The organism is Kribbella steppae (assembly GCF_004342025.1).
Taxonomy (GTDB): Bacteria; Actinomycetota; Actinomycetes; order Propionibacteriales; family Kribbellaceae; genus Kribbella; species Kribbella steppae.
The window spans coordinates 473,820-498,206 of the sequence record NZ_SLWN01000003.1; the positions used below are offsets into that span (position 1 = coordinate 473,820).

Annotated in this window: 23 protein-coding genes; 6 read left to right on the top strand and 17 right to left on the bottom strand. The window is 68.5% G+C overall.

Features of this window, described 5'->3' with window-relative positions:
* Positions 1-4: 4 nt before the first annotated feature.
* Positions 5-1,192, bottom strand: coding sequence for an ROK family transcriptional regulator (locus EV652_RS10845; RefSeq protein ID WP_132208906.1), 1,188 nt, complete (start codon positions 1,190-1,192; stop codon positions 5-7).
* Positions 1,193-1,338: 146 nt separating this feature from the next.
* On the opposite strand from EV652_RS10845, the gene EV652_RS10850 reads away from it, so the two are divergent.
* Genes EV652_RS10850 through EV652_RS10855 form a run of 3 tightly spaced genes read left to right on the top strand, consistent with a single transcriptional unit; the run spans position 1,339 to position 4,798 of the window.
* Entirely contained in the window at positions 1,339-2,649 is a 1,311-nt protein-coding gene (locus tag EV652_RS10850; protein WP_242001685.1) for an ABC transporter transmembrane domain-containing protein, read from the top strand.
* Positions 2,541-3,014 (top strand): ATP-binding cassette domain-containing protein, encoded by a 474-nt coding sequence (locus tag EV652_RS45185; RefSeq protein ID WP_242001710.1) that lies wholly within the window; start codon positions 2,541-2,543, stop codon positions 3,012-3,014. Before EV652_RS10850 ends, EV652_RS45185 begins: the two co-directional genes overlap by 109 nt.
* Positions 3,011-4,798, top strand: a complete 1,788-nt coding sequence (locus EV652_RS10855) for an ABC transporter ATP-binding protein (protein WP_132208907.1) — start codon at positions 3,011-3,013, stop codon at positions 4,796-4,798. Before EV652_RS45185 ends, EV652_RS10855 begins: the two co-directional genes overlap by 4 nt.
* Here EV652_RS10855 and EV652_RS10860 read toward each other — a convergent pair.
* From EV652_RS10860 to EV652_RS10900, 9 genes are all read right to left on the bottom strand, one after another.
* A complete protein-coding gene (locus tag EV652_RS10860; protein ID WP_132208908.1) occupies positions 4,743-5,717 on the bottom strand; it encodes a DUF2891 family protein in 975 nt (324 codons plus the stop codon). The genes EV652_RS10855 and EV652_RS10860 overlap by 56 nt on opposite strands.
* Positions 5,718-5,725: 8 nt before the next feature.
* Positions 5,726-6,697, bottom strand: a complete 972-nt coding sequence (locus tag EV652_RS10865) for a DUF979 domain-containing protein (protein ID WP_132208909.1) — start codon at positions 6,695-6,697, stop codon at positions 5,726-5,728.
* Complete coding sequence (locus EV652_RS10870; RefSeq protein ID WP_132208910.1) at positions 6,694-7,395, bottom strand: DUF969 domain-containing protein; 702 nt, start codon at positions 7,393-7,395, stop codon at positions 6,694-6,696. Before EV652_RS10870 ends, EV652_RS10865 begins: the two co-directional genes overlap by 4 nt.
* Positions 7,396-7,547: 152 nt before the next feature.
* Positions 7,548-8,225 (bottom strand): uracil-DNA glycosylase, encoded by a 678-nt coding sequence (locus EV652_RS10875; RefSeq protein WP_132208911.1) that lies wholly within the window; start codon positions 8,223-8,225, stop codon positions 7,548-7,550.
* A gap of 37 nt (positions 8,226-8,262) precedes the next feature.
* Complete coding sequence (locus tag EV652_RS10880; protein WP_132208912.1) at positions 8,263-8,925, bottom strand: hypothetical protein; 663 nt, start codon at positions 8,923-8,925, stop codon at positions 8,263-8,265.
* A 188-nt stretch (positions 8,926-9,113) separates the two neighbouring features.
* The gene (locus tag EV652_RS10885; RefSeq protein ID WP_132208913.1) at positions 9,114-9,677 is read right to left on the bottom strand and encodes a DUF1990 domain-containing protein; all 564 of its coding nucleotides are present in this window, start codon (positions 9,675-9,677) and stop codon (positions 9,114-9,116) included.
* On the bottom strand, positions 9,674-10,453 hold the full coding sequence (locus tag EV652_RS10890) for a YndJ family protein (protein ID WP_255512589.1): 780 nt from the start codon (positions 10,451-10,453) through the stop codon (positions 9,674-9,676). The genes EV652_RS10885 and EV652_RS10890 overlap by 4 nt, the downstream gene beginning before the upstream one ends.
* Positions 10,454-10,470: 17 nt before the next feature.
* The gene (locus EV652_RS10895; RefSeq protein ID WP_132208915.1) at positions 10,471-11,475 is read right to left on the bottom strand and encodes an LCP family protein; all 1,005 of its coding nucleotides are present in this window, start codon (positions 11,473-11,475) and stop codon (positions 10,471-10,473) included.
* Between the two features lie 83 nt (positions 11,476-11,558).
* A complete protein-coding gene (locus EV652_RS10900; protein ID WP_158441145.1) occupies positions 11,559-12,362 on the bottom strand; it encodes a helix-turn-helix domain-containing protein in 804 nt (267 codons plus the stop codon).
* A 72-nt stretch (positions 12,363-12,434) separates the two neighbouring features.
* On the opposite strand from EV652_RS10900, the gene EV652_RS10905 reads away from it, so the two are divergent.
* Positions 12,435-13,226: a phytanoyl-CoA dioxygenase family protein gene (locus EV652_RS10905; RefSeq protein WP_132208917.1), complete on the top strand. Its 792-nt coding sequence runs from the start codon at positions 12,435-12,437 to the stop codon at positions 13,224-13,226.
* A gap of 160 nt (positions 13,227-13,386) precedes the next feature.
* On the top strand, positions 13,387-13,680 hold the full coding sequence (locus EV652_RS10910) for an HU family DNA-binding protein (protein WP_132208918.1): 294 nt from the start codon (positions 13,387-13,389) through the stop codon (positions 13,678-13,680).
* A 10-nt stretch (positions 13,681-13,690) separates the two neighbouring features.
* Here the strand turns inward: EV652_RS10910 and EV652_RS10915 are convergent, their stop codons facing one another.
* Complete coding sequence (locus EV652_RS10915; protein ID WP_132208919.1) at positions 13,691-14,722, bottom strand: SMP-30/gluconolactonase/LRE family protein; 1,032 nt, start codon at positions 14,720-14,722, stop codon at positions 13,691-13,693.
* A gap of 59 nt (positions 14,723-14,781) precedes the next feature.
* Positions 14,782-15,717: an SMP-30/gluconolactonase/LRE family protein gene (locus EV652_RS10920; RefSeq protein WP_132208920.1), complete on the bottom strand. Its 936-nt coding sequence runs from the start codon at positions 15,715-15,717 to the stop codon at positions 14,782-14,784.
* A gap of 147 nt (positions 15,718-15,864) precedes the next feature.
* Here EV652_RS10920 and EV652_RS10925 point away from each other — a divergent pair, with 147 nt between their 5' ends.
* Positions 15,865-17,820, top strand: a complete 1,956-nt coding sequence (locus EV652_RS10925; protein WP_132208921.1) for a M13 family metallopeptidase — start codon at positions 15,865-15,867, stop codon at positions 17,818-17,820.
* 124 nt (positions 17,821-17,944) lie between these two features.
* On the opposite strand, the gene EV652_RS10930 is transcribed toward EV652_RS10925, so the two are convergent.
* From EV652_RS10930 to EV652_RS10950, 5 genes are all read right to left on the bottom strand, one after another.
* A complete protein-coding gene (locus EV652_RS10930; protein WP_132208922.1) occupies positions 17,945-19,438 on the bottom strand; it encodes an aminopeptidase P family protein in 1,494 nt (497 codons plus the stop codon).
* A 57-nt stretch (positions 19,439-19,495) separates the two neighbouring features.
* Positions 19,496-19,912, bottom strand: coding sequence for an aspartate 1-decarboxylase (panD, locus tag EV652_RS10935; protein ID WP_132208923.1), 417 nt, complete (start codon positions 19,910-19,912; stop codon positions 19,496-19,498).
* Between the two features lie 175 nt (positions 19,913-20,087).
* Positions 20,088-22,280: an MMPL family transporter gene (locus EV652_RS10940; protein ID WP_132208924.1), complete on the bottom strand. Its 2,193-nt coding sequence runs from the start codon at positions 22,278-22,280 to the stop codon at positions 20,088-20,090.
* Between the two features lie 81 nt (positions 22,281-22,361).
* Complete coding sequence (locus tag EV652_RS10945; RefSeq protein ID WP_132208925.1) at positions 22,362-23,060, bottom strand: response regulator transcription factor; 699 nt, start codon at positions 23,058-23,060, stop codon at positions 22,362-22,364.
* Positions 22,963-24,330 (bottom strand): sensor histidine kinase, encoded by a 1,368-nt coding sequence (locus EV652_RS10950; protein ID WP_132208926.1) that lies wholly within the window; start codon positions 24,328-24,330, stop codon positions 22,963-22,965. Before EV652_RS10950 ends, EV652_RS10945 begins: the two co-directional genes overlap by 98 nt.
* Positions 24,331-24,387 lie beyond the last annotated feature (57 nt).

A 24,387-nucleotide genomic window follows, 5' to 3' on the forward strand; every position in this document is an offset into this window, starting at 1 on the left:
ACTCCTAGGGAATGGGTGGACCTGCGGTGTCGAAGACTTCGTCTCGGGTGGTGGTCAGGGCGGACTGCAGGGCTCCGGCGAGGACCGGGTCCTCGTGGATCGCAGTCATCAACAGGCGTGGTCGGGGTACGGCGAGCTCGGCCAGTTCGTCCTGGACGAGTCCGCGCAGGCGTTCACCACCGGCGGTGATGACGCCGCCCGCGAGGACGATCAGCTCGGGGTCGACGACCGCGACGATCGCGGCTAGACCGACGGCCAACCGGTGGGCGAACTCGTTCAGTACGGCGTCGCCGGCACCCTCGGCCTGCAACGCGGCCGCGATGGCGGCTTGCGCCGTCCGCGCTTTCAGACCGTGCTCGCGGGCGAGCCGGAGGACGGGTTCGCCGCCGGCCAGTTCCTGGAAGCCGCCGGCGTTGTTCCGGCTGACGTTGCGGACGAGCGGCGTACCGGGAAGCGGCAGGAAGGCGACCTCGCCGGCACCGCCGGTGGCACCGCGGTGCAGCTGGCCGTTGATGACGATCGCGGCGCCGATGCCCTCCTCGCCCCAGAGCAGGACGAAGTTGTCGCTGTCCTTGGCGTGGCCGACCCGCTGCTCGGCGATAGCCGCGAAGTTGACGTCGTTGTCGACCTCCAGCGGTACGGCGATCGCCGCCGCCAGTTCGTCGAGCAGGTGCGGGGCGTGCCAGCCGGGCAGGTGGGTTGCGTACCGCAGCCGGCCGGTGGTTGGGTCGAAACCGCCCGGGGTGCCGATCGAGACGCGGTGCAGGCGACCGCGGTTCAGGCCGGCCTCGCCGGCGGCGCCGTCGATCGCCTTGATCACCCGCTCGACCGTGCCCTTGGCGCTGCGGCCCGGCGTGGGTAGCTCGTAGCTGCCGACCACCTTGCCGGTCAGATCGGCGACGGCCGAGCGGATCCGGGCCGGCGTGACGTCGAGGCCGGCGACGTACGCGGTGTCGCCGTTGATCTCGTACAGCTGGGCGTTCGGGCCCGGACGGCCCGCGGAGGTGCCGCTCGCGCGGACCAGGCCGGCCGCCTCCAGCCGCGCGAGCAGCTGCGACGCGGTCGGCTTGGACAGGCCGGTGAGGTTGCCGAGGGTGGTGCGGGACAGCGGGCCCTGGGCGACCAGCAGGTCCAGGGCGGCGCGGTCGTTCATCGCGCGGAGCAGGCGGGGAGTTCCGGGTGTCGTAACCATGAGCTAACCCTGCCTCCGATCGCGCTGTCCGTCGCGTTGCCGCGCTCGTCTGATGAACTGTTAGGAAAGTTTCCTATTGATGCGAGACCGTACGGCGGGACGGGCGAGGGTGTCAACGCACTCGCGTGAGTTAGGGTTGCCTAACTATGTCAAGTGGGGAACTGTTGTGGCGGGCCGTACGGCGGCATCGCGGCCGGATGATCGTCGGGGTCCTGGTGTTGTCGTTGCATCAGGCGACCGAGGCAGCGGTGCCGGTGGCGATCGGCATCTTCGTGGACCGGGCGGTGGCGAGCGGCGACGTGCAGCCGTTGCTCTGGTGCGTGCTGATGATGGTCGTGCTGTTCGCGGTGCTGTCGAACGCGTGGAAGACCGGCGCGCGCCAGGTGGTGCGCGCGATCGAGTACGAGACCCATGCGTTGCGGTTGGAGATCGCTCAGCGGGTCCTGGACCCTCGCGGGCATCGCACCGGGTTGCGGTCCGGCGAGCTGTTGTCGGTCGCGACATCCGACGCTGAGAAGGCCGCGCTGGTGATGCGGTCCGTCTCGATCGGGGTTGCAGCGTCGACGGCGCTGGTGGTGTCGTCGGTGTCGCTGCTGCTGGTCGACGTACCACTCGGGCTTGGTGTGCTGATCGGCGTACCGCTGCTGGTACTGGGGAATCAGGCGTTGTCGCCGCTGTTGACCCGTCGTACATCCAGTCAGCAGGAGGCGGTGGCAACGACGACGGCACTCGCAACCGACCTGGTTGGCGGCTTGCGGACGTTGCGGGGGATCGGAGCGCAGCACAACGCGGCAGCGCGCTATCGGCGGTCCAGCCAGGACACACTGCGGGCGACTTTGCGTGCGGCCAACACCAATGGGCTGCAGGACGGCGTGACCACTGCACTGAGCGGACTGCTGCTGGCAGCTGTTGCTGGCGTGTCCGGGTGGTTCGCGTTGACTGACCGGATCACCATCGGTGAGCTGATCACAGTGGTCGGTTTGGCACAGTTCGTCGCGGAGCCGGTCGGTTCGCTTGGGTATGCCAGCCAGGTCGCCGCTATGGCTCGTGCATCGGCCGGCCGGCTGGCGTCTGTGCTGTCGTCGCCACCACTGATCGCCACTGGTACGGCGACGACGGTGGACCCGTCGAAGCCGCTACTGGAACTGGTGGATGTGTCCTACAAGTCCTTGTCCGCAGTGGATCTCGCACTCCGACCCGGAGAGCTCGTGGGAGTGCTGTGCTACGACCCACGCGATGCAGACGCATTGCTGACCGTTGTGGCTGGTCGTGCCCCCGAACACACGTGGAGAAGGTCCGGGCGACTGGCAAGCTGCTCGTGGGTGGTACGGAGATCGAGGAGCTCGACATCGACGCCGTACGACGGACTGTCCTGCCGGAGCAGCACGACACGGACCTGTTCGAGGGGACGCTGCGGAGCAACCTGCTGGTCGAGTCGCCATCGATGGAGCGAGTGATGACGGCTGCCGGAGCTGCAGACCTGATCGACGAGCTCGACCGTCCGCTGGCCGACCGTGGTCAATCACTGTCGGGTGGACAGCGTCAACGACTCGGACTGGCCCGGGCATTGCTGGCGGAGCCGCCGCTGCTCGTGTTGCACGACCCGAGTACGGCGGTGGATGCGGTCACCGAGGAGCTGCTGGCGGAAGGTCTTGCTGAGGTGCGAGACGGGCTGACGACGTTGGTGCTCACCAGCAGCCCGGCGCTGCTCGGCAAGATGCATCGGGTGATCGTCGTGTCGGATGGCGAAGTGGTTGCCGAAGGCATTCATGCCGAGCTCGCCGCCGGCGACGTCGCCTACCAGGAAGCGGTACTGCGATGAGCTTGCTGCCGGTCGCCGGGCCGCGGGCGACGTGGGCCGTGTTGTGGCAGGAGATCCGCCGGCTGCCGGGGTTGTCTGTGCTCGCGGCCGCGGTGATCACCGTTGCGAGTGCGGCCGGTCTCGTTGCGCCGTGGGCGCTCGGCGTACTGGTCGACGACATTGCCGATGGTGCTGACCGCTCGGCCGTCGTCCGCGTGGTCGCGTTGATCGGCGGCGCCGCGGTGGTTTCCGGAGTGCTCACCGCCGTCGGCGTGACGCTGGTCGCGCGGGTGGGCGAAACGGTGCTGGCGCGGATCCGCGAGAAGGTGATCGACCGGGTGCTGCAGTTGCCGGCGCCGGTGCTGGACAAGGTGCGCACGGGTGACCTGTTGTCCCGGGTCGGCGACGACGTGGCATCGGTCGCGACGGCGCTGACGCAGGTCGGGCCGGCCTTCCTGTCGGCCACGTTGACGATCGCGCTGACCGCGGTCGGGATGTTCGCGCTCGACTGGCGGCTGGGGCTGGCCGGGCTGCTCGCCGTACCGATGTACCTCTGGGCCCTGCGGTGGTACCTGCCGCGTTCGGCGCCGTTCTACCGCGACGAGCGGGTGGCGATGGGGGAGCGGTCGGAGGCGATCATCGCGTCGCTGCGCGGTAGCGCGACCGTCCGCGCGTACCAGCTGGAAGACGTGCAGCTGGGGAAGATCGAGCACACCTCGGCCGCCGCGCGGGACATCTCGCTGAAGGTCTTCAAGCTGTTCAGCTTCTTCTCGTCCCGGATCAACCACGCCGAGTTCGTCGGCCTGACCTCGATCCTGGTGACCGGGTTCTTCCTGGTCCGCGGGGATGCGGTCAGCGTCGGTGCCGTGACGGCGGCCGCGCTGTACTTTCACCGGCTGTTCAACCCGATCGGCATGCTGCTGATGGAGTTCGACCAGTTCCAGACCGCGTCCGCGGGGCTGGCCCGGTTGGCCGGCGTACTGGAGATTCCAGCGGTTGAAGAGCCGCCTGAGGGTCCTGCCCCGGCTGACGCGTCGCTGGAGTTGGTGAACGTCGGGCACGCGTACGACGGACCACGTGTGCTGGACGGGGTGTCGCTGCGGTTCGAGCCCGCTGAGCGGGTCGCACTGGTCGGTGCTTCGGGTGCCGGCAAGACGACGCTGGCTGCGATTGCTGCTGGGGTCCTGACTCCCACTGTCGGCACGGTGCGACTCGGTGGAGTGGATGTGCGTGAGCTGGGCGAGGACCGGACCCGGGCGCAGGTTGCCCTGCTGAGTCAAGAGGTGCATGTGTTCTCGGGGCCGCTGGTGGACGATGTGCGACTGGCTCGGGCCGACGCTGATGACTCTGAGGTGGCGGACGCGCTGGAACGAGTCGGCGCACTCGCATGGGTGCGTGCGCTACCGGATGGTGTGGACACAATTGTTGGAGAGAGCGGTCATCAATTGACCGGTGCGCAGGCGCAGCAGGTCGCCTTTGCCCGGCTGGTGCTCGCTGACCCGCCGATCGCCGTACTGGATGAGGCTACGGCTGAAGCGGGTAGTGCTGGTGCGCGCGAGCTCGAGCGAGCCAGTGTTGCTGCCACGGAGGGGCGTACGACGTTGGTCGTGGCACACCGGTTGACGCAGGCCGAGCAGGCGGACCGGATCGTCGTACTGGAGCACGGGCGGGTGGTCGAGTCGGGCACGCATGAGTCGCTGCTGGCCGATGACGGCCGGTATGCCCAGCTGTGGCACAGCTGGACGGGTACTAGTCAGCCAGCGTTGCCAGCAGGGCGAACGAGACCAGCCAGTGCGTCGACATGAAGTCGCCTTCGGTCACTGTGGGCAGGACAGCCTCGACCTGACGGTCGGCACCCGCCCGCAGTACGTCGGCAACGTCTGGAAGCGTCGGCGCGATCGTGCGGAGCTGCCAGGCACGTGAGAGCGCCAGACCGGACAGGTGCGCCAGCTGGCCGTCGCCGGAGTCGTCGGTCGTCGGCACCTCTAGCAGGTGCTGATGCGCGTCCGTGCCGAGGCCGGGGAGGAACGCGGTCAGCCAGGTCTTGTACTCGTCCTCCGGCAGGACGCGGCGCATCAGCTCCGCCTCGGTCAGCGCCGGCGACAGGAAGTCGGTGCCGGACGGCTCGAAGCGGGTGTCGTACGCCGTGTCCTGGCCGAACCACTCGATCGCTCGGTCGCGAATCGCGTCGACCACATCGGTCCGGCCGAGGTCGTCGTACGCCTCGAGGAGCAGTGCGAGTGCGAAGGCGCTGTTGAGGTGGACGCCGTGCCGGACCGGATAGGCCTGTCGTGGCAGCCAGCCGAGGACGAGCTCGGCGATCACGTCACCCAGCGGAGTCAGGTTGTTTGCCTGCGGCAACTTGGCGTTCCGCACAGCTGCGACCAGCATCGCCGCCCAGGCCCAGCCGTACGGGCGTTCGTACGACGGCCGATCGCGCAGGTACGCCGCCTCGGTCGCGATTGCCTCGGCGGTCAACCGCCGGTCGAGAACCTCGATCGGACGCCGGCCGACCTGGTCCGGAGCGAGAGTGAGCAACCGGACCAGGGACCACTGCATGTGCGCGCTCGAGTGCCAGTCGTACGAGCCGTGGAAGGCGGGATGCAACCGCGCCGGGGTCACATCCACGTCGTCCGGGCCGAGCGATGCGTGCGCGGCGCCATACGGATAAGGGGTTTCGAGCACCTCACAGGCGATCTCGGCCCAGCCGGCGGCGTACTTCATCAGGACTCCTAGAAGGCGAAGACGTACATCAGGACGATGTTGCAGGCCAGCAGCGGGACCGCGGTCGGGATCTGCGCCTTGATCGGACCGTACTGGTCCTTCATCTCGAGCAAGGCGGCCGGCACCAGGTTGAAGTTGGCGGCCATCGGCGTACACAGGGTGCCGCAGAAACCGGCCAGCATGCCGATCGCGAACACGACCGCCGGCGTACCGTCGAACTGCTGCACCAGCAGCGGCCAGCCGACCGCGGCCGTCATGACCGGGAACGCGGCGAACGCGTTGCCCATGATGATCGTGAAGACCGCCATGCCGATGCAGTACAGCGCCACCGCGGCGATCAGCGAGCCCTTCGGCACGAGGTGATCGGTGATGCGGCCGACCGCTTGGCCGACGCCGGAGGCGTTGAACAGCAGGCCGAGGGTGGCCAGCATCTGCGGCAGGATCGCGGCCCAGCCGATGTGTTCCAGCAACCGCCGGCCCTCGTGCAGCGGGACCGTCGGCGACTTCGGTTTGAGGATCACCATGCCGACCGCGAGGGCGAGCAGCGAGGCGACGCCGAGGCCGATGATGGTGGCGGATCCGTTCTGCAGCAGGAGTTCGCCGTCGCTCAGTTTCACCTTGGCCAGCCAGGCGCCGAAGATCGCCGCGACCACCGGGATCACCAGCGCCGGCAGGAAGAGCTTGTTGCCGAAACGGTCGGCGAAGCGGACCCGCTCGGCCGGCGTGGTGGTCTGCTCGTGGCCGCGGCCCGGGACGCCGGAACCGGCGAGGACCGCGAGGCCGATCACCGCGATACCGAGCAGCCAGGCCGGTGCCTGCTTGTTGACCACGAACGTGCCGTAGCCGAACGAGACACCGAGAATGCCCCAGAACGCCGCGCTGCCGAGGCGCTTCGGATTGCTGCGGTCATTGACCACCTGCAGGGCGATCAGGACGAAGAACAGTCCGCAGAGCCAGTAGAACCACTCGACCTTGATCATCGGGTCACCTGCTCGTTGTCGGCCTTGACCGCGGCGTGCAGCTTGTCGAGTTGGCGATCGAGCAGCAGCAGCCGGGTGCCGTGGATGAGCAGCGCGCAGATGCCGGTCGGGATCGCCCAGAGCGCGATGTCGATCGCCTCCAGTTGCAGCCCGTACGTCGCGTCCACGAAGCCCGTGATCAGCAGGATCGAGCCGATCGCGACGAAGATGTCTTCGCCGAAGAACAGCCCGACCGTGTCGGCACTGGCGGAGAAGCCCTTGATCTTCTCCTGCAGTTTCTCGGGCAGTGGGCCGTAGCGTCGCTCCGCGGCGCCGGCTGCCATCGGGGCGATCAGCGGCCGGACCGCCTGGGCCGGGCCGCCGATGCTGGTCAGGCCGAGCGCCGCCGTACCCTGCCGGATCAGCAGGTAGATGGCCAGCAACCGGCCGGTGGTGAGGACTTTCAGCTTGCCGATCAGCTTGCGGGCCTGCTGCTGCAGGCCGTAACGCTCGATCAGCCCGATCACGGGCAACGTGACGATGAAGACGGTGACGGACCGGCTGCCGGCGAACCCGTCGCCGAAGGCGTTCAGGATCTTGACCGGTGACAGGCCGCCGATCAGGCCGGCGACGATACCGGCCGCGGTGACGACCAGCATCGAGTTCAGTCGCAGGGCGAACCCGACGACGACCACCGCGATGGCGAGCAGAACCCACATGGTTCCTCCCGGGGACGGACGGACGCGATGCTGGCCACCATAAGAGATTGTTGAACGATCCTGCAATGGATCATTCAAACAAGTTTGGAAAAGGGCATGTCAAAACTCGCCGTGACCGCGTGAGTCCGGCGAGTTCCGACAGTCGGTGCGGGTTAGGGGAGACGCCAGTCGACCGGGGCGGCGCCCTGTTCGGCCAGGAGGGCGTTGACGCGGCTGAACGGGCGGGAGCCGAAGAAACCGCGGTCGGCCGACATCGGGCTCGGGTGGGCGCTCTCGACGTACGGCGTACTGCCCAGCATCGGCTTCAGGGTCTGGGCGTCGCGGCCCCACAGGATCGCGACCAGCGGGCCGCCGCGCTTCACCAGCGCATGGATCGCCTGCTCGGTGACGGTCTCCCAGCCCTTGCCGCGGTGCGCACCCGACTTGCCCGGCTGCACGGTCAGCACTCTGTTGAGCATCAGCACGCCCTGGTCCGCCCACGGCGTCAGGTCACCGTTCGACGGCGCCGGTACGCCGACGTCCGCCATCAACTCGCGGTAGATGTTGGCCAGGCTGCGCGGGATCGGCCGGACGTCCGGCGCGACCGAGAAACTCAGCCCGACCGGGTGCCCCGGCGTCGGGTACGGGTCCTGGCCGACGATCAGCACCTTCACCTGCTGCAACGGCTGCTGGAACGCGCGCAGCACGTTCTCACCCGCCGGCAGGTACGGCCGCCCGGCCGCGATCTCCGCCCGCAGGAACTCGCCCATCTTCGCGACCGTGCCCTCAACCGGCGCCAGCGCCTCAGCCCAGTCGGTAGCCACCAGATCCGTCAACGTCTTAGGACTCACCCGCCACAGTTTCGCAGGACCGATGCGACGGCAGCAATCAGGGGCGGAACAGCTCGACCGGATCGTCCAGCGATTCGGCTTCGCCGGTCGACGGGTTCACTCGGAAGTCGCTGGTGAGCGGCATCTGGTCGTAGCCGAACGTCGTGAGCCGCAACGATCCCTGCTCGCGACCGGTCCGGGCATAGGCATGAGCCAGCACCCGCTCGCGGATCTCGTCCTCGTCGAACTCGGGCCCGCCGTCCATCCGCACCGACCGGTGCGTGCCGAGGACCGTGCCGTCCTCGGTGTGAACCGCCAGATCCAGCTGCTGTGCCGCCGACTTCAGGTCGAACACCGCGTTCGGTGTCATGTCGTAGATGATCCCGACCGCTGAGGCGCTGGTCGGGAGGTTCGCGCTGCCGCCGTTGCTGACCTGCAGCCAGAACGTCAGGAAGTTCGTCTTGAGGTAGACGGTGTTGTCCCGCCGCGTCGGGAACGAGAACCCGAGGACCGTGGTCATCGGGGTCTGCGGCGTCACGATGTACGCCTCGGCCCAACTCGGCTGGAAACCGGTGAAGCGCTCCGGCGTCTGCGTCCGGTAGGCGCTCAGCAGAACATTCGCAAAGACCTGCAGCTCCGGGAAACCCGCGTCGACCTGAGCCCACGCGGCCCCCGACGAGGCGGACTTGGTCAACGGACTGGTGAAAAAGATGCCCGACATTGTTCCCCCCACGCATGCTCGATACCCCGTGTGCCCCAGCTCTCAGTAAGGCACCGGCCGCCGACCCGCGCAAGACCCACGTCCGCCCGCGGGTTCGCCTGAAGTTCGCGTGTCGCTCAACCCCACGTCTTGACCCGCACGATACAAAGGACCCGGCCCCGCAAAGGTATGAGCTTGCGGGGCCTTTGCTATGGGGTGGCGAGGCGGCGGAGGGCTTGGGCGTAGCGGCGGGCGGCCTGTTGCTGGGCTTTGCGGGTGACAGGGCCGCCGAGGCGGGTGTACCAGGTGGCGGGGCGGCTGTAGGCGCGGACGGTGAAGTGGATGCCGTCGGGTTCGCGGGAGACGACGAAGGACTCCTCGCCGGATGCGGGATGGCCTTGCAGGGTGCCGTAGCCGAAGCCGATCCGGTCGGGTTCGTCGATCGTCCAGACCACGCGGCACGGGACCGGGAGGCCCAGTAGGCCCAACGGGGTCGCGGTGCGGAGGCGGCCGATCAGCATGCCGGGGCCGAGGCGGCCGAGGGTGTTCGTGCCGATGGTCGCGGGACTGTCCGTGGCTGTCATCGGCAGGCCGGCGGCGCGGTGCATCCGCCAGTTCAGCAAGGCCTCGCCGGCGCGACGGAACACCTCGTCACCCTCGCCGATCCGGGCCTTGTACTCGAGACGGTGGTAGCCCCGCGGCGTCTCGTCGTACCGGGTGGAGCCGACCACGTCGTAGGAGAATCGCAGCCCGTCCAGGTCCTCGAGCTTCATCCGGCTCCTTCCGTCGTACCGAGTCGTCGCCAGGCCAGCAGCCCGCACAGCGCGAAGCCGACCGCGTTCGCCAGGCCGTGGGTGGCGACCATCCATTCCAACGGTAGATACGGCGTCGCGACCACGTGCCCCAAGGCCCAGCTCAGCGCCAGGAGCATAGTCGCGACGAGCACCGCGGCAGAGATCGTGAGCAGTACGCCGGTGGTCCGGTCAACCTGGCGTGCTCGGCGCCAGAGGTTCCACCCGACCAGCCACATCCCGGCGGTCAGTACGGCGGCTCCGGCGAGCTCGACCGGATCGCCGAGGAAGAACCCGAGCAGCACGATCCCGGTGCCGAGCGGAACGCTGATTGCCGCGGCGTCGCCGGCCGTCGTACGCGGTCCGGCGACCAGGAAGGCGATCAGCGCGGCCGCGAACCCGGCGAAGTGGAAGTGGGCGACCGTGAGCGAGAGGACGGTCAGATCGAAGCCGAAGAGTTCGTACGACGATCGCTCGGCAACCAACGCGAGTGCGGCGATCGACGGCGTCGCGAGGGCGGTGTAGAGCGCGATCTCGCGCGGCCGCAGGCGCTTGTGCCGCAGGAAGTCGCGGACGGCGAGTGCGATCAGGCCGAGCGTCCCGGCCAGATAGATCGATGCCAACGTGATCGAGACAGCACCACGGGGAAGCCAGAGCGAGATCACCCCGGGTACGGCGAACGCGAACCACCAGCGTGCGCTGAACGGCAGCAGGGTGAGCCCGAGCGGCACGATGACGAGCATGCCCAGGCTCACCACTGCATGGACGAGAGCGATCAACTGCTCTTCAGACCGCTGGTCTTGTCCTCCTTGAGCGCCTGGAAGAGCGCCTTCGCCTTGGCGGTGTCCCACTTGACCGAGGAACCCTTGTAGCTGGTGTCGGACACCGGGACGGTGAGGGTGACGCCGTCACTGCCCCCGGCGACCGCCTTCATCGCCAGCGCGAACTTGATCATGTCCATCGGGCCGCTGTCGTTGTCGATGGTCAGCGCGTCGGCGCTCGCCGTACCCAGCTTGTAGTAGCGGACCGGGTTGAGGAACGTCCAGGGTGACACCGCCTTGTCCGCCACCGCGCCGATCATCTCGCGCTGGCGCTGCACGCGGCCGAGGTCGCCGAGCGGGTCGGACTTGCGGGCGCGGACGTAGCCGAGCGCGTTGGTGCCGTTGAGTTGCTGGCAGCCGGCCGGCAGGTTGATGTGCGCGTCCTTGTCCTTCATTGCCTTAGGCAAGCACATCTTCACCCCGCCGACACCGTCGATGATCCCGGCGAATCCGCCGAAGCCGATCTCGACGTAGTTGTCCACCCGCAGACCGGTCACGCCTTCGACCGTCTCGACCAGCAGCTTCGGCCCGCCGAACGCGAAGGCGGCGTTGATCTTGTTGTGGCCGTGTTCGGGGATCGGCACGTAACTGTCCCGCGGCAGGCTGATCAGCGCGGTCGGCCCGGACTCGGGCACATGCAGCAGCATGATCGTGTCGGTGCGCCGCCCCTCCGCATTGCCGGTGCCCAGCTTGGCGCGTTCGGCCGGGCTGAGGCCCTCACGGCTGTCGGAGCCGACGAGCAGGTACGTCGTGCCGGGCGTGTCGGCCGGGCGCTCACCTGTTGGCATGGCATCGGTCTTGTCGATCCGTCCCCACGCGTACAGCGGTACGCAGATCAGGGTGAGGAGGAACAGCAGGACGATCAGACCGATGACGCGGCCGAACCAGTTGCGCCGCTTCTTCGGCTTGGCCGGCGGTCGGTTCACGTATCGCGGGTCGATGGGCTGCGGTTGACTCATACCCACGACCGTATCGGGGTCAGGCGTTCAAGACGTCACCCCAGTGAATGGTTCTACCGGGTAGAAAGTCGGTCCCGCCTCCTTCAGAAGGAGGAAATCCGGCCGGAAATCGAACCAGATCGCCGGAACGCGCGTGGTGACAGGCCGACACGCGCGGTGAACAAGCGGGTGAAGTACGCCGGATCGTCGTACCCGACCCGCCGTGCGATCGTCGCGACGGACAGGTCCTCCTCCGCGAGCAAAGCCTTGGCTGTGTTGAGTCTTGTGGTCAAGACCAGTTCCTGTGGTGTGGAGCCGGTCGTACGACGCACGGCCTCGCGCAGCTCGCGGACACTGAGTTCTAGCTCGGCGGCATAGTCCTGAATGCTCAGCGCCTTGCACGCGAGCCCAGCCAGCTGACCAGCCACGTCGTCATCCGGTGGCGGTGCGGCCAGGGCGATGAGGTCGAACACAGCAGCAACAGTCTGTACGGCGTTGTGCGTCGTGCTGACGCGTAGCAGCCGGGTGAATGCTCGGTCGATGGGTCGGGGATCGGAGTACCGCCGTACTGGCTGGCTGGGATCGAGGTGGCCCAGTGTGGTGAGTGCTGCTGTTGCTGGGCCGCTGAACAGCGTCCAGGCCGAGCGCCAGCGTGTGGTGGGTCGGTAGCCGTGCAGGACGCCAGGGTAGAGCCAGAGCATGGCCGGCGCGTGGACCTCGAACAACTGCCGGTCTGGGCCGTGCAACAGGTGTCCGCGGCCCTCCTTGATCCAGACGAGTGCGTGACACCCGAGGGCGCGTTCCGGCGTTGGCCCGCGAGGGTTCTCCCCCTCGCCAGCGCCCAGGCAGAAGAGTCCAAGTTGGCGTTCGGATTGACCAGGAGTCAGGTAGATCGACCAGTTCAGCACCTGACAAGAGTCCAAGAAGCCGCCCTCGGTGTCCATTCCGGTGGACCGCCGGTGACGGATGGAATGGGTCGTGTGCTGACTTCCAACGGTTATGTGCTCGACGAATCCCCACGGCGGCTCGGTGCGCTGAGCGTCGTACCGGATGAGGAGCGTGCGGACCTTCCGCGGTTGCGTGAGCGGCTGCGGCGGGACGGGTACCTGTTCCTGACCGGGCTGCTGGATCCCGAGGTGGTGCTGGGCTTCCGGCAGTACTACTTCGGCCTGACCGGAGCGGTCATCGATCGGGCGTCGTACCGGAAGGTGCTGTTCGACCAGATTGTGCCGGGACCGGAGTACGGCGCCTTCTGCGCGCAGCCGGCCATCAAGGGGTGGTTCGAGTGGTTCCTGGGCGGTGAGCCGTTCCTGCACAAGCGGAAGATCATCCGGCAGATCGCACCGGGTGAGGACGGGATCGGTACGGCGACGCAGGCCCACTACGACCTGGTGTACCTCAGGGAGGGCAGTGACCAGGTCTTGTCCGCGTGGATCCCGCTCGGCGACTGCCCGGTCGCCCGCGGCGGGCTCGCGTACCTCGAAGGCAGTCACCACCGGGTGCTCGAGGAGGAGGCCGCGGAACTGCTCAAGCGCCCGGCTGCGTCGATGACCGCGGACCTGCCCGGGCTCGCCGACGAGTACGACGCCCGGTGGCTGGTCACCGACTACGCGGCCGGGGACGTGGTCATCCACACCGCGCACACGATCCACGCAGCCCTGGACAATGTCTCCGAGGGCATCCGGCTGTCCACCGACATTCGCTACCAGCGGTCCGACGAGGCCATCGACGGGCGGTGGCAGAACCACTGGCACGACCAGGACTGGCTGTGATCGCCCAACGACGACCGTGCGGCCGGCAAAGTTCCCGTAACGGCGGGGTTGACCGAAATGCGGGCGCTTCTCGCTAACGACAATCATTTCGGTTAAGGTGCTGCTCGATCGACCGGCAGCGGCTGAGGTGCCGCCCGGCGGGACGAGTCTGAGGAGAGCCGTGAATCGCAACGAGCTGGTCGCCGGCGTGGCGCAGAAGGCAGGCATTCCGCGGAACCAGGCCGAGAAGGTCCTCGACGCACTGGGCGACGTCGTCACCGAGGCCGTGCACAAGGGCGACAAGGTGTCGCTGACAGGTCTGCTGAGCATCGAGCGGGTGATGCGCGCGCCGCGCACCGGCCGCAACCCGCAGACCGGTGAGCCACTGTCCATCCCGGCCGGCTACTCCGTCCGCCTGTCCTGCGGCAGCCGTCTGAAGGCTGCCGCCCGTGGAGACCTCCGTACGATTTCCTGACGGTGTCCCGTCAGCGCTGTACTGCGGTGACCCAGTACGGCGTGGTGGGCGTCGGTGTGGTCGTGAACCGGGCATTCGGCAGGTAGAGACGCTTGCCGAAGGCCGCAACGGTCGTCGGCACGTCGAAGGTCGAGCTGGTGATCTCACGGGCCAGCGAACCCTTGGTGCCGGCGCGGTTGAGCGTGACGACCGCGACCTTGTTCAGCTGGTTCTGTACGACGTACAGGGTCCGGCCGATCGTCAGCAGGCCGTCGCCGCTCGTCATCGGGGCACTGAGAGCCACCTGCTTCGTGACACCGGTCCACGGGTTCACCCGGAACAGCAGCCCGGTCGACGACTGCACGATGATCAGCGCACGACGGTCCGGCGTCAGCGTGATGCCGTTGGCGTTGAACCCCGGCTGGTGCATGTAGTCGCCGGTCAACGGGATCGTGCGGACGGCGGACTGCCCGAGCAGCTTTCCGTGACGACCGAACGGCACCTTGTAGATGACCGCCTTCTGCGAGTCGGTGAACCACGCGGCGTTCCGGCCCAGGACCACGTCGTTGACGAACGTCTGAGCGTCCGCGGCCAGCGCATACGTCGCCAGGATCTTGCCGGTGCGGGTGTCGACCACCCGGGCGTTCCCGGCCGGTCCGCCGGCGACGAACAGTCGGCCGCGGTTGTCGATCTTCAGGCCGACAGACGGCGTACCAGGCCCCTGGCTGATGACCTTGCCCTCGCCTGTCCGCAGGCTGGCGGCGTAGATGTCGCCATCGGCCAGCGAGCCGAAGTACGCCGTACTGCCTCTGATCGCGATGCCCTCGGGCCGGAACCCGTTCGGCAGGTCGAACCTGGCCGGGAAGGCACTGGCGGCCGACGCCTTGGCGGTGCCGAAGCGGATCGGGTCGCACAGGCCGTCGTCGACCGAGTGCTTGACGGTTGACGATCCCGGCGCCGGTGCCGGCGCTACCGGTGAGCTGGTGGCAGCCGCCGACGTGGTGACGAGTCCCAGGATCAGTGCGGGCAGGCCGAGTGCGGCCGTGAGGCTACGGATGAACATGAGTGCTTCCTCCCCTGGAGAGTTTCACCGTAGGACAGCCAGCCGCACTCGGGAACGGCTCAGCGTTTGACCGCGGTGACCCAGTACGGCGTGGTCGGAGTGGGCGGTGTAGTGAAGCGGGCGTTCGGGAGGTACAGGCGCGACCCGAAGGCTGCCGCCGTGGTCGGTACGTCGAACGCCGGGCTGGTGATGTTGTCGACCAGGTGACCCGTGGTGCCCGACGGGTTGAGCTTGAGCACCGCGATGTTGTTGAGCCGGTTCTGGACGACGTACAGGGTGGTGCCGATGACCAGCAGGCCGTCGCCGTTCGTCATCACGAGGTCACCGATGTCGATGCGCTGCGTGACACCGGTGTCCGGGTCGACCCGGAACAGGAAGCCGGTGGACGACTGGACGATGATCAGGGCGCGGCCGTCCGGGGTGAGTGCGATGCCATTGGCGTTGTTGACGTCCGGGGTGTGCTGGTAGTCACCGCTGTAGGCGATGGTCTCCACCGCGGACTGTGCGGGCAGCGTGCCGTCGCGGCCGAGCGGGACCTTGTAGAACACGGGCTTCCGCGAGTCCGTGAACCAGGCCGCGTCCTTGCTCAGGATCACGTCGTTCACGAACGTCGGGGCTGCTGTGGTGAAGGTGTAGCTGGCGAGCACGTCGCCGGTGTGGGTGTCGATGACGCGGCCGTTGCCACCCGCGGCACCGGCCACGAACAGCCGGCCTCGGTGGTCCACCTTCATCCCGAGCGATCCGGTGCCCGGTCCCTGGCTGATCACCTCGCCCTCGCCGGTCTTCAGGTCGGCGGCGTAGATGTCGCCGTCGAGCCGCGAGCCGAAGTACGCCGTACCGCGGTCGATCGCGATCCCTTCCGGCTGGAACCCGGCGGGCAACTCGATCCGGGTGGGGAACGTCGTCTGGTGTGCGGAGGCCGAGGTGCTGACGAGGCCGAGCATCAGCGCGGGAACGCTGAGAACGGCAGTGAGCCGACGGACAAGGCGTGGCATGGGCGGGTCCTCCTGATCCGGTGCCTTCACGATTCAGTGCTTTACCCGGAAGAACGGCATGGCCCTGTGGATAGTTCAATGCCGCCGTGCCGGTCACCGGGTACTGTCGCTGGCAGTCAGATCACGCACTGAAGGAGTAGGGCAGGGATGACAGCAGGGATCGATATTTCGGGTCTGTCCGACGCCGTGCGGCCGCAGGACGACCTGTATCCGCACGCGAACGGGCCGTGGCTGGAACAGCACGAGATCCCGGCGGACAAAGCCATCTACGGTGCGTTCCACGCGCTGTCGGACACCGCCGAGCAGGACGTCCGCGCCATCGTCGAGAAGACGGTCGCCGCCGGTCATCCGGACGGCAGCGAGGCGCGCAAGGTCGCCGACCTCTACAGCAGCTTCATGGACGAGGAGACGATCGAGCGGCTCGGCGCCGAACCGATCGCCGACCAGCTCGCCCTGGTCCGCGGGATCCAGGACATCGGCGACCTCGTCGCCGCTCTCGGCACGCTCGAACTGCAAGGTGTGTCCAGCGTGTTCCACACCTGGATCGACGCCGACGCGAAGAAGTCCGACGAGTACATCGTCTACTTCATGCAGGGCGGTATCAGCCTGCCGGACGAGTCCTACTACCGCGAGGACACCTTCGCCGAGATCCGTACGGCGTACGTCGCGCACGTCACCCGCATGCTCGAGCTGGCCGGACTGCCCGACGCGGCCGGAGCCGCCGAGCGGATCATGGAGCTGGAGACGCGGATCGCGGCCGGGCACTGGGACCGGGTCAAGGATCGCGACGTCACGCTGACCTACAACAAGCTCGACCGGGCCGGGCTCGACGAGCTGACCCCCGGGTTCGACTGGTCGCGGTGGCTCGAGGGCGCCGGCGTACCGGCGAGCGCGATCGAGCAGATCGTCGTCCGGGAGCCGGACTTCTTCACCGCGGCCGCGGGGGCGCTGCAGGAGATCGGGCTGGAGCGGTGGAAGGAATGGCTGAGCTGGCGGATCGTGCACGACGCGGCCCCGCTGCTGAGCAAGGCGTTCGTGGACGAGAACTTTGCCTTCTACGGCAAGACGCTGACCGGTGCGCCCGAGCTGCGCGAGCGGTGGAAGCGCGGTGTCGGCGTAGTCGAGTCGGCGCTCGGTGAGGCGCTCGGCAAGCTGTACGTCGCCGAGCACTTCCCGCCGGCCGCGAAGGCCCGGATGGTCGAGCTGGTGGCGAACCTGGTCGAGGCCTACCGGCAGCGGATCGATGCGCTCGACTGGATGGGGCCTGACACCCGGCAACGCGCGCTGGACAAGCTCGGCGCGTTCGTCCCGAAGATCGGCTACCCCGACAAATGGAAGGACTACAGCGCGCTCGAGACCGATCCGGCCGACCTGTTCGGCAACGTGCGCCGGTCGGTCGCGGTGGAGACCGCGCGGGAGCTGGCCAAGCTCGGCCAGCCGGTGGACCGGGCCGAATGGAAGATGACGCCGCAGACGGTCAACGCGTACTACAACCCGCGGATGAACGAGATCGTCTTCCCGGCCGGCATCCTGCAGCCGCCGTTCTTCGACCTGGATGCCGACGACGCGGTCAACTACGGCGCGATCGGCGCGGTGATCGGGCACGAGATCGGGCACGGCTTCGACGACCAGGGCTCCCGGTACGACGGCGACGGCAACATCAACGACTGGTGGACCGACGACGACCGGGCCGCCTTCGAGCAGCGCACCGACAAGCTGGTCGCGCAGTACGAGGTCCTCGAGCCGGCCGAGACGCCCGGGCAGCACGTGAACGGCAAGCTCACCCTGGGCGAGAACATCGGTGACCTGGGCGGCCTGTCGATCGCGTACGTCGCCTATCAGCTCTCACTCGACGGCGCCGAGCCGCCGGTGATCGACGGGCTGACCGGGAGCCAGCGGTTCTTCCTGTCCTGGGCGAACGCGTGGTCGACCAAGACGCGACCGGAAGAGGCGGCCCGGCGGCTGGCGATCGACCCGCACTCGCCGCCCGAGTTCCGCTGCAACGCGGTGGTGAAGAACATCGACGAGTTCCATCAGACCTTCGAGATCACCGAGGGCGACGGCATGTGGCTGGCGCCGGAGGACCGCGTCCGGATCTGGTAACGCACGAACCGGTGGCTCGGTTGACTACCAGCTCCGGCAGTTTCGGCTCACCAACAGTCCGGCAGCTCGCCGCCATCGGCGGCGAGCTGCCGGGTGTAGCTGGTGGGAAGGTCCTTGCCGCTCGCTAGGAAGCCATCCAGTTCTGCAGGCCCTCGATGTCGCGCGGCATGGCTTCGGACAGGTTCTCGGCGCCCTCGTCGGTGATCAGGATGTCGTCCTCGATCCGGATGCCGATACCGCGCAGATCCTCCGGCACGGTCAGGTCGTCGGCCTGGAAGTACAGGCCCGGCTCGACGGTGAGCACGTACCCGGTCTGCAGGTCGCCCTTGCGGTACTTCTCCTCGCGCGCGGCCGAGCAGTCGTGCACGTCGAGACCGAGCATGTGGCTGACGCCGTGCAGGGTGTAGCGCTGGTAGAGCATGCTCTCCGGGTCGAGTGCCTCCTCGGCCGACACCGGCAGCAGTTCCATCGCGTCGAGGCCGTGCACGATGACCTCCATCGCGGCCTCGTGCGCGGTCCGGAACGTGACACCCGGCCGGAGCGCATCGATGCCGGCGTTCTGCGCGTCGAGCACCAGCTGGTACAGGTCACGCTGACGCGGGGTGAACTCGCCGCTGACCGGCAGCGTGCGGGTGATGTCCGCGGTGTAGAGCTGGCGGTTCTCCACCCCCATGTCCAGCAGCATCAGGGTGCCGTCGACGACCGCGCCGTCGTTCTCGATCCAGTGCAGCGTGGTCGCGTGCGGTCCGGCCGCGGCGATCGAGGTGTAGCCGACGTCGTTGCCTTCGGCCCGGGCCCGGCGCCAGAACGTGCCCTCGATCCAGCGTTCGCCGTACTCGCGGACCTTGTCCATCTCAGCGAGCACGTCGGAGAAGCCGCGGTGCGTGATCGCGACCGCGTTCCGCAACTGCTCGATCTCGAACGGGTCCTTGACCAGCCGGAGCTCGGACAGCGTCGCGGCCAGCTCCCGGTCCCGGTCGGCGTCCGTCTTCGCGCCACTCAGCAACGAGGCGATCGACGTGTCCTCACCCCGCCGTACCCGGGTCGGTACGTCGCCCTTGAGCGCGTCCGCAAGCCGGTCGACCTGCCGGGTCTCGACGCCGAACTCCTTGGCGGTCTCGGTCAGCGACGGACGCCGGCCGGCCCACAGTTCGCCGTACATCCGGTCACGCCAGAACTCCTCTCCCTCGCTGCGGTCGGAGCGCGGGCGGAAGTACAGCACCGAGTCGTGGCCGCTGGTGCCGTTCGGCTCCAGCACCAGGACCGCGTCGGAGGTCTGGTCGCCGGCCAGCCAGACGTAGTCGGTGTGCGGGCGGAAGACGAAGTCGGTGTCGTTCGACCGGACCTTGTACGTCCCGGCCGGGATCACCAGCCGCTCGCCGGGGAACGCCTGCGACAGCGCGTCCCGCCGCTTCGCCGCCCACACCCCGACGTCGCTGAGCGTCACGTCCTGTCGCTCGGAGTCGGCCCAGCCGGAGTTCATGAACGCCCGGAGCTTCGGGTTCGGCTCGTTGTCGTGCGACGCGGTCTTCGGCGCGGCGGCGGTCGCCTCGGCGGTGGCCTCGGCGGCGGTGGTCTCGACGGTCTCGGCTGTGGTGGTCTCGGTCGTGTCGGTCATCGTCGACCAGTCCTCATCTCGGCGCGCGGGGGTGTGCGGTTCAGCCCCGGGTGATGGCTAGGTGTGCAGTTGGTCGCCGCGGAGCGTGCCGCTGTCGGGCAGCGCCTCGGCGGGGTCCGAGCCGATGCGGGTGATCGCATTGTGCTCGTCCACGAAGACTACGCTCGGCTCGAACACCTTCGCCTCCGCGGTGTCGAACATCCCGTACGCGATCAGGATGACCAGGTCGCCCGGATGGATCAGATGCGCCGCGGCCCCGTTGATCCCGACCACCCCGGACCCGCGCGGCCCCTCGATCAGGTACGTCGACAGCCGGTTGCCGTTGGTGATGTCGACGATGTCCACCTTCTCGCCGGGCAACAGATCGGCCGCGTCCATCAATTCCGCGTCCAGCGTGCAGGACCCCACGTAGTCCAGATCCGCCTGCGTCACCGTTGCCCGGTGCACCTTGGACTTCATCATCTCGCGCCACATGCGCGCCATGATCCAGCCCAGCCCCCACCCCGTCAGTAACCCCCATCACCCCAACCGGTTCAGCCCGGCCGATCGGGCCCGGGCGCGGAGGCCTGAACAGGAAGTGGGGGTCTGCGACAGGTTATTTCGTGTCGCAGACCCCTGTTTCCTGTGCAGGCCCCGCCTGCACCGACGGTCAGCGGGCGGCTAGCTCCGGTTCGCGGCGATCAGCCTCGGGCAGCCGGCGGCGGAGGGAGTCGCCTTCTACGTCGACGTTGGGGAGGAGGCGGTTGAGCCAGCGGGGGAGGTACCAGGCGGAGCGGCCCAGGAGGGCCATGACGGCCGGGACGAGGGTCATCCGGACCACGAACGCGTCGATGGCGACCGCGAGGGCCAGACCGAAGCCCATCTCGCGGATCAGGGTCTGGCTGGACAGGATGAAGCCGGAGAAGACGGCGGTCATGATGATCGCTGCGGCGGTCACGACGCGGGCGCCGTGAGCGAACCCGTCGACGACGGCCGCCCGCGGCTCGGCGCCGTGGACGTGTTCCTCCCGCATCCGGGTGACCAGGAAGATCTGGTAGTCCATCGCGAGACCGAAGACCACGCCGATCAGGAAGATCGGCAGCATGCTGATCACCGGCCCGGTCTGCCCCTCGATCCCGAAGAGCCCGGCCAGCCAGCCCCATTGAAACACCGCGACCACCGCACCGAACGTCGCCGCGACCGTGAGCAGGAAGCCGAGGGTCGCCTTGAGCGGTACCAGCAACGATCGGAACACCAGCATCAGCAGCAGGAACGCGAGTCCGACCACCAGCGCCAGGTAGGGCACGAGTGCGTCGCGGAGCTTGTCCGAGAAGTCGATGCTGATCCCGGTCGCCCCGGTGACGGCCACCTCGGTGTTGTCGTTCTCCGGCAACGCCCGGATCGCCTGGACCAGGTCGGCCGTCTGCGTCGTCCCCGGACCGCTGGCCGGGATGACCGTCAGCAACGCCGTGTCCCCGGCCGGGTTGAACGTCGGCGGCGTCACCATCGTCACATCCGGCAGCCCGCGTACGGCGGTCGCCGTGGCAGCGGCCGCAGTCCGCGGATCGGCCGACCCGCCCGCGTCGACGACCACCATCAGCGGACCGTTGAACCCGGGACCGAAGCCCTCGGAGAGCAGGTCGTACGCCTTGCGCTGGGTGGAGTCGGGAGCCGCGGTGCTGTCGTCGGGCAGCCCGAGTTCGAGATCGGTCGCCGGGATCGCCAGCGCACCGAGGCCGATCACTGTGACCAGCAGCACCGCCACCGGCCGGCGGGTGACGAACTGTCCCCACCGGCGCCCGGCGGACATGCGACCGGTCGCCTCGGGATCGCCGGACCGCAGGCCCGGGATCCGGCCGCCGAGGACCCGCCGACCGGCGAAGCCCAGCAGCGCGGGCAGCAACGAGAGTGCGATCGCAACGGCCAGTACGACGGTGAAGGCCGCGGCCAACCCCATCTGGGTGAGGAACGGGATGTCGACGACGACCAGCCCGGCCAGCGCGATCACCACGGTCAGACCGGCGAACACCACCGCGGATCCGGCCGTGCCGACCGCGCGGCCGGCCGCCTCCTCGGGTTCCAGACCCGTGCCCAGTTCGTGCCGGTACCGCGACATGATGAACAACGCGTAGTCGATCGACACCGCCAGCCCGATCATCAACGCCAGGATCGGTGTGCCGGACCCGATGTCCATGAAGCCGGTCGCGGCGGTGATCGCGGTGACCCCGATCCCGATCCCGATGATTGCCGACAGCAACGGTAGGCCGGCCGCGATCAGCGAGCCGAAGGTGATCAGCAGGACGACGGCCGCGACGCCGATACCGATCACCTCGGTCAGGCTCTGCTCGTCCTGCGCCTGCATGGCGTCACCGCCGTACTCGACCGTGAGGCCGGCCGCGCGCGCCGGCTCGACCGCGGTGGCCACCGCCTCCTGCGCCTCGGGCGTCACCTCCTGGGCGCTGACGTCGTACGTGACCTGGGCGTAGCCGGTGCGGCCGTCGGCGGAGATCGCCTTGGCGGTAAAGGGATCCAGGACCCTGGCCACCTGCGGGGCGTCGGTGATCCGGTCCAGGGTCTGGCGCACCTGCGCGGCGTTGGCCGTGTCCGTGAGCTTCTGGCCCTCGGCTACCTGGAAGACGACCCGGGCCGTCCCCGCGTCGGCGCCGGCCTGCGGGAACCGCTCACCGAGCAGGTCGGCCGCGCGCTGCGACTCGGTCCCCGGGATCGAGAAGGCGTCGGACGTCGGACCGGAGAGTGTGGCCGCACCGGCGACACCCGTGGCCAGCAGACCAAGCCATACCAGCACCACCAGCCGACGCCGGCGGAACGCGAACCGGCCGAGCCGGTAGAGGAAGGTAGCCATGCCGTCGATCGTTCCGGTCGGCCGTTGTAGCCCGCGTCGGTCAGCCGTGGGCTTCTCGACGTACCGCGGACGCCGTACGAGCTACTGCGTCTGCGGTACGTCGGCCGGCAGCGTCGTACCGGGACGGACCAAGCCGGTCTGGTAGGCGAGCACGACCAGTTGGGCGCGGTCGCGGCAGTCGAGTTTCACCATCGCGCGATTGACGTGCGTCTTCGCGGTCGAAGGGGACAGCACCAGGCGTACGGCGATCTCGTCGTTGGTCAGCCCGAGAGCGACCAGGCTGACGATCTCCCGCTCCCGGTCGGTGAGGACGTCGAGGGCGGACGGGCCGACGTCCTGGCCGATCCGCGGCTCGGCCAGGAAACGGTTCATCAGACCGCGGACCGCCTTCGGCGAGAGCAGTGCGTCGCCGCGGGCCACCACCCGGATCGCGTTGATCAGCTCGGCCGGCTCGACACTCTTGCCGAGGAACCCGCTGGCTCCGGACCGGATCGCCTCGAAGACGTACTCGTCCACCTCGAACGTGGTCAGGATCAGCACCCTCACCCCGGCCAGCGCCTCGTCCGCGGTGATCAGCCGGGTCGCCGCGAGCCCGTCGACCTCCGGCATCCGGATGTCCATCAGGATCACGTCGGCCCGCTCGCTCCGGGCCCGTTCGACCGCCTCCCGGCCGTTCGACGCCTCAGCAACGACCTCCAAATCGGGTGCTGAGTTCACCAGCACCCGGAACCCGCTGCGGATCAGCGTCTGATCGTCGGCCAGCAGCACCCGGATCGTCACCTACGACTCCCGTCTCGAGAGGAAGAACAGCATGGACACCGAACCCGCCACCGGGCTCGGGGCCCGTCCGCAACTCCCCACCGACCGCTTCCACGCGCTCCCGCATTCCCAGCAAACCGTGGCCGGCGCCGAGTGGGGTTGAGGAGAGCGCTACGCCAGAGGGGCTGGCCCCGGAGAGTGCAGGCCCGGAGGGTGCGGCGCCGGCGCCGGGCGGCGTGGTCGACGTTGCCGTCCGGACGGCCGCCGGGCCCGGGGTCGAGGCGGTGTTGGTGATGTCGATGGTCAGGGCGCCCGCTCGGCGGCTCAGGCGGATCTTCGCGGCCGCGCCCGGAGCGTGTTTGAGGACGTTGGTGAGGGACTCCTGCACGATGCGGTACGCCGTCAGTTCGATCACGTCGGGGAGTGGGCCGAGCGAGTCCGGCAGTTGCCAGTCGACCTTGACCCCGGCGGCGGCGAACGAGTCGACCAGCGCACCCACTTCGTGCAATGACGGAGTAGGGGCGGTCGGCAACGACGTACCGGAGCGTCGGAGGACGCCGAGCAGAACGGTGAGTTCCTGCAGGACCGTCCGGCCGCCTTCGCGGACCAGGCTGAGCGCGCGCTCGGCCTCCTCCGGCTGGGTGCGCAGGACATGCGCGGCGACCCCGGACTGCACGTTCATCAGCGCGATGTGGTGAGCGATCACGTCGTGCAGCTCGTGGGCGATCCGCAACCGCTCCTCGATCACCCGCCGCTGTGCCTCCTCGTCGCGGGACTGCTCAGCGCGCATCGCGCGTTCCTCCAGCTCCTGCAGGTAGGCCCGCCGATACCGGGTCGCCTCGCCGATCGCGGCCCCGAACAGCACCACCAGGCCGTTCACCAGGTTCGCGAACAGTTCACCGTCGGTGTAGACCGCTGCCGCGACCACGGTGGCCGCGACCACGGACACGATCGCCGACGCCCGGGTACGCCGGTCCGTCTGCAGCACCACCATGTACGCCGAGCACGCCATGAACAGCCCGATCGGGCTCTTCGCCTGCTGGGTGATGGTGAACGTGACCCCGAGGGCCGTGGTCAGCCCGAGGACGACGACCGGAGCCCGTCGCCGGAACACCATCGCCACCGCGGCGGCGATGACCAGCGACGCGCCCGACACGGTCAACCCGACCTGTCCATGCTGTCGCTGGCCGAGCACGATCATGTTGAGCACGAGGATGACGAGCGCGAGGCCGCAGTCCTGCAGTACCGGGGGTACCCGCAGGTCCCGGCACCATCGCGAGAACGCGCCCATGACCTCACAGTACGTGTCCGGCCAGGGAACCGCGTCGTCCTTCAGCCGTATCCCCGG

Excerpts from the sequence above, each read along its gene's own strand:
- EV652_RS10865 (WP_132208909.1), bottom strand. The coding sequence starts at position 6,697 with ATGATCAAGGTCGAGTGGTTCTACTGGCTCTGCGGACTGTTCTTCGTC.
- EV652_RS10920 (WP_132208920.1), bottom strand. The coding sequence starts at position 15,717 with ATGCCACGCCTTGTCCGTCGGCTCACTGCCGTTCTCAGCGTTCCCGCG.
- EV652_RS10895 (WP_132208915.1), bottom strand. The coding sequence starts at position 11,475 with ATGAGTCAACCGCAGCCCATCGACCCGCGATACGTGAACCGACCGCCG.
- EV652_RS10950 (WP_132208926.1), bottom strand. The coding sequence starts at position 24,330 with ATGGGCGCGTTCTCGCGATGGTGCCGGGACCTGCGGGTACCCCCGGTA.
- EV652_RS10855 (WP_132208907.1), top strand. The coding sequence starts at position 3,011 with ATGAGCTTGCTGCCGGTCGCCGGGCCGCGGGCGACGTGGGCCGTGTTG.
- EV652_RS10850 (WP_242001685.1), top strand. The coding sequence starts at position 1,339 with ATGTCAAGTGGGGAACTGTTGTGGCGGGCCGTACGGCGGCATCGCGGC.
- EV652_RS10880 (WP_132208912.1), bottom strand. The coding sequence starts at position 8,925 with ATGTCGGGCATCTTTTTCACCAGTCCGTTGACCAAGTCCGCCTCGTCG.
- EV652_RS10940 (WP_132208924.1), bottom strand. The coding sequence starts at position 22,280 with ATGGCTACCTTCCTCTACCGGCTCGGCCGGTTCGCGTTCCGCCGGCGT.
- panD (WP_132208923.1), bottom strand. The coding sequence starts at position 19,912 with ATGTGGCGCGAGATGATGAAGTCCAAGGTGCACCGGGCAACGGTGACG.
- EV652_RS10870 (WP_132208910.1), bottom strand. The coding sequence starts at position 7,395 with ATGTGGGTTCTGCTCGCCATCGCGGTGGTCGTCGTCGGGTTCGCCCTG.
- EV652_RS10845 (WP_132208906.1), bottom strand. The coding sequence starts at position 1,192 with ATGGTTACGACACCCGGAACTCCCCGCCTGCTCCGCGCGATGAACGAC.
- EV652_RS10930 (WP_132208922.1), bottom strand. The coding sequence starts at position 19,438 with ATGACCGACACGACCGAGACCACCACAGCCGAGACCGTCGAGACCACC.
- EV652_RS10885 (WP_132208913.1), bottom strand. The coding sequence starts at position 9,677 with ATGAAGCTCGAGGACCTGGACGGGCTGCGATTCTCCTACGACGTGGTC.
- EV652_RS10925 (WP_132208921.1), top strand. The coding sequence starts at position 15,865 with ATGACAGCAGGGATCGATATTTCGGGTCTGTCCGACGCCGTGCGGCCG.
- EV652_RS10915 (WP_132208919.1), bottom strand. The coding sequence starts at position 14,722 with ATGTTCATCCGTAGCCTCACGGCCGCACTCGGCCTGCCCGCACTGATC.
- EV652_RS10860 (WP_132208908.1), bottom strand. The coding sequence starts at position 5,717 with ATGAAGTACGCCGCCGGCTGGGCCGAGATCGCCTGTGAGGTGCTCGAA.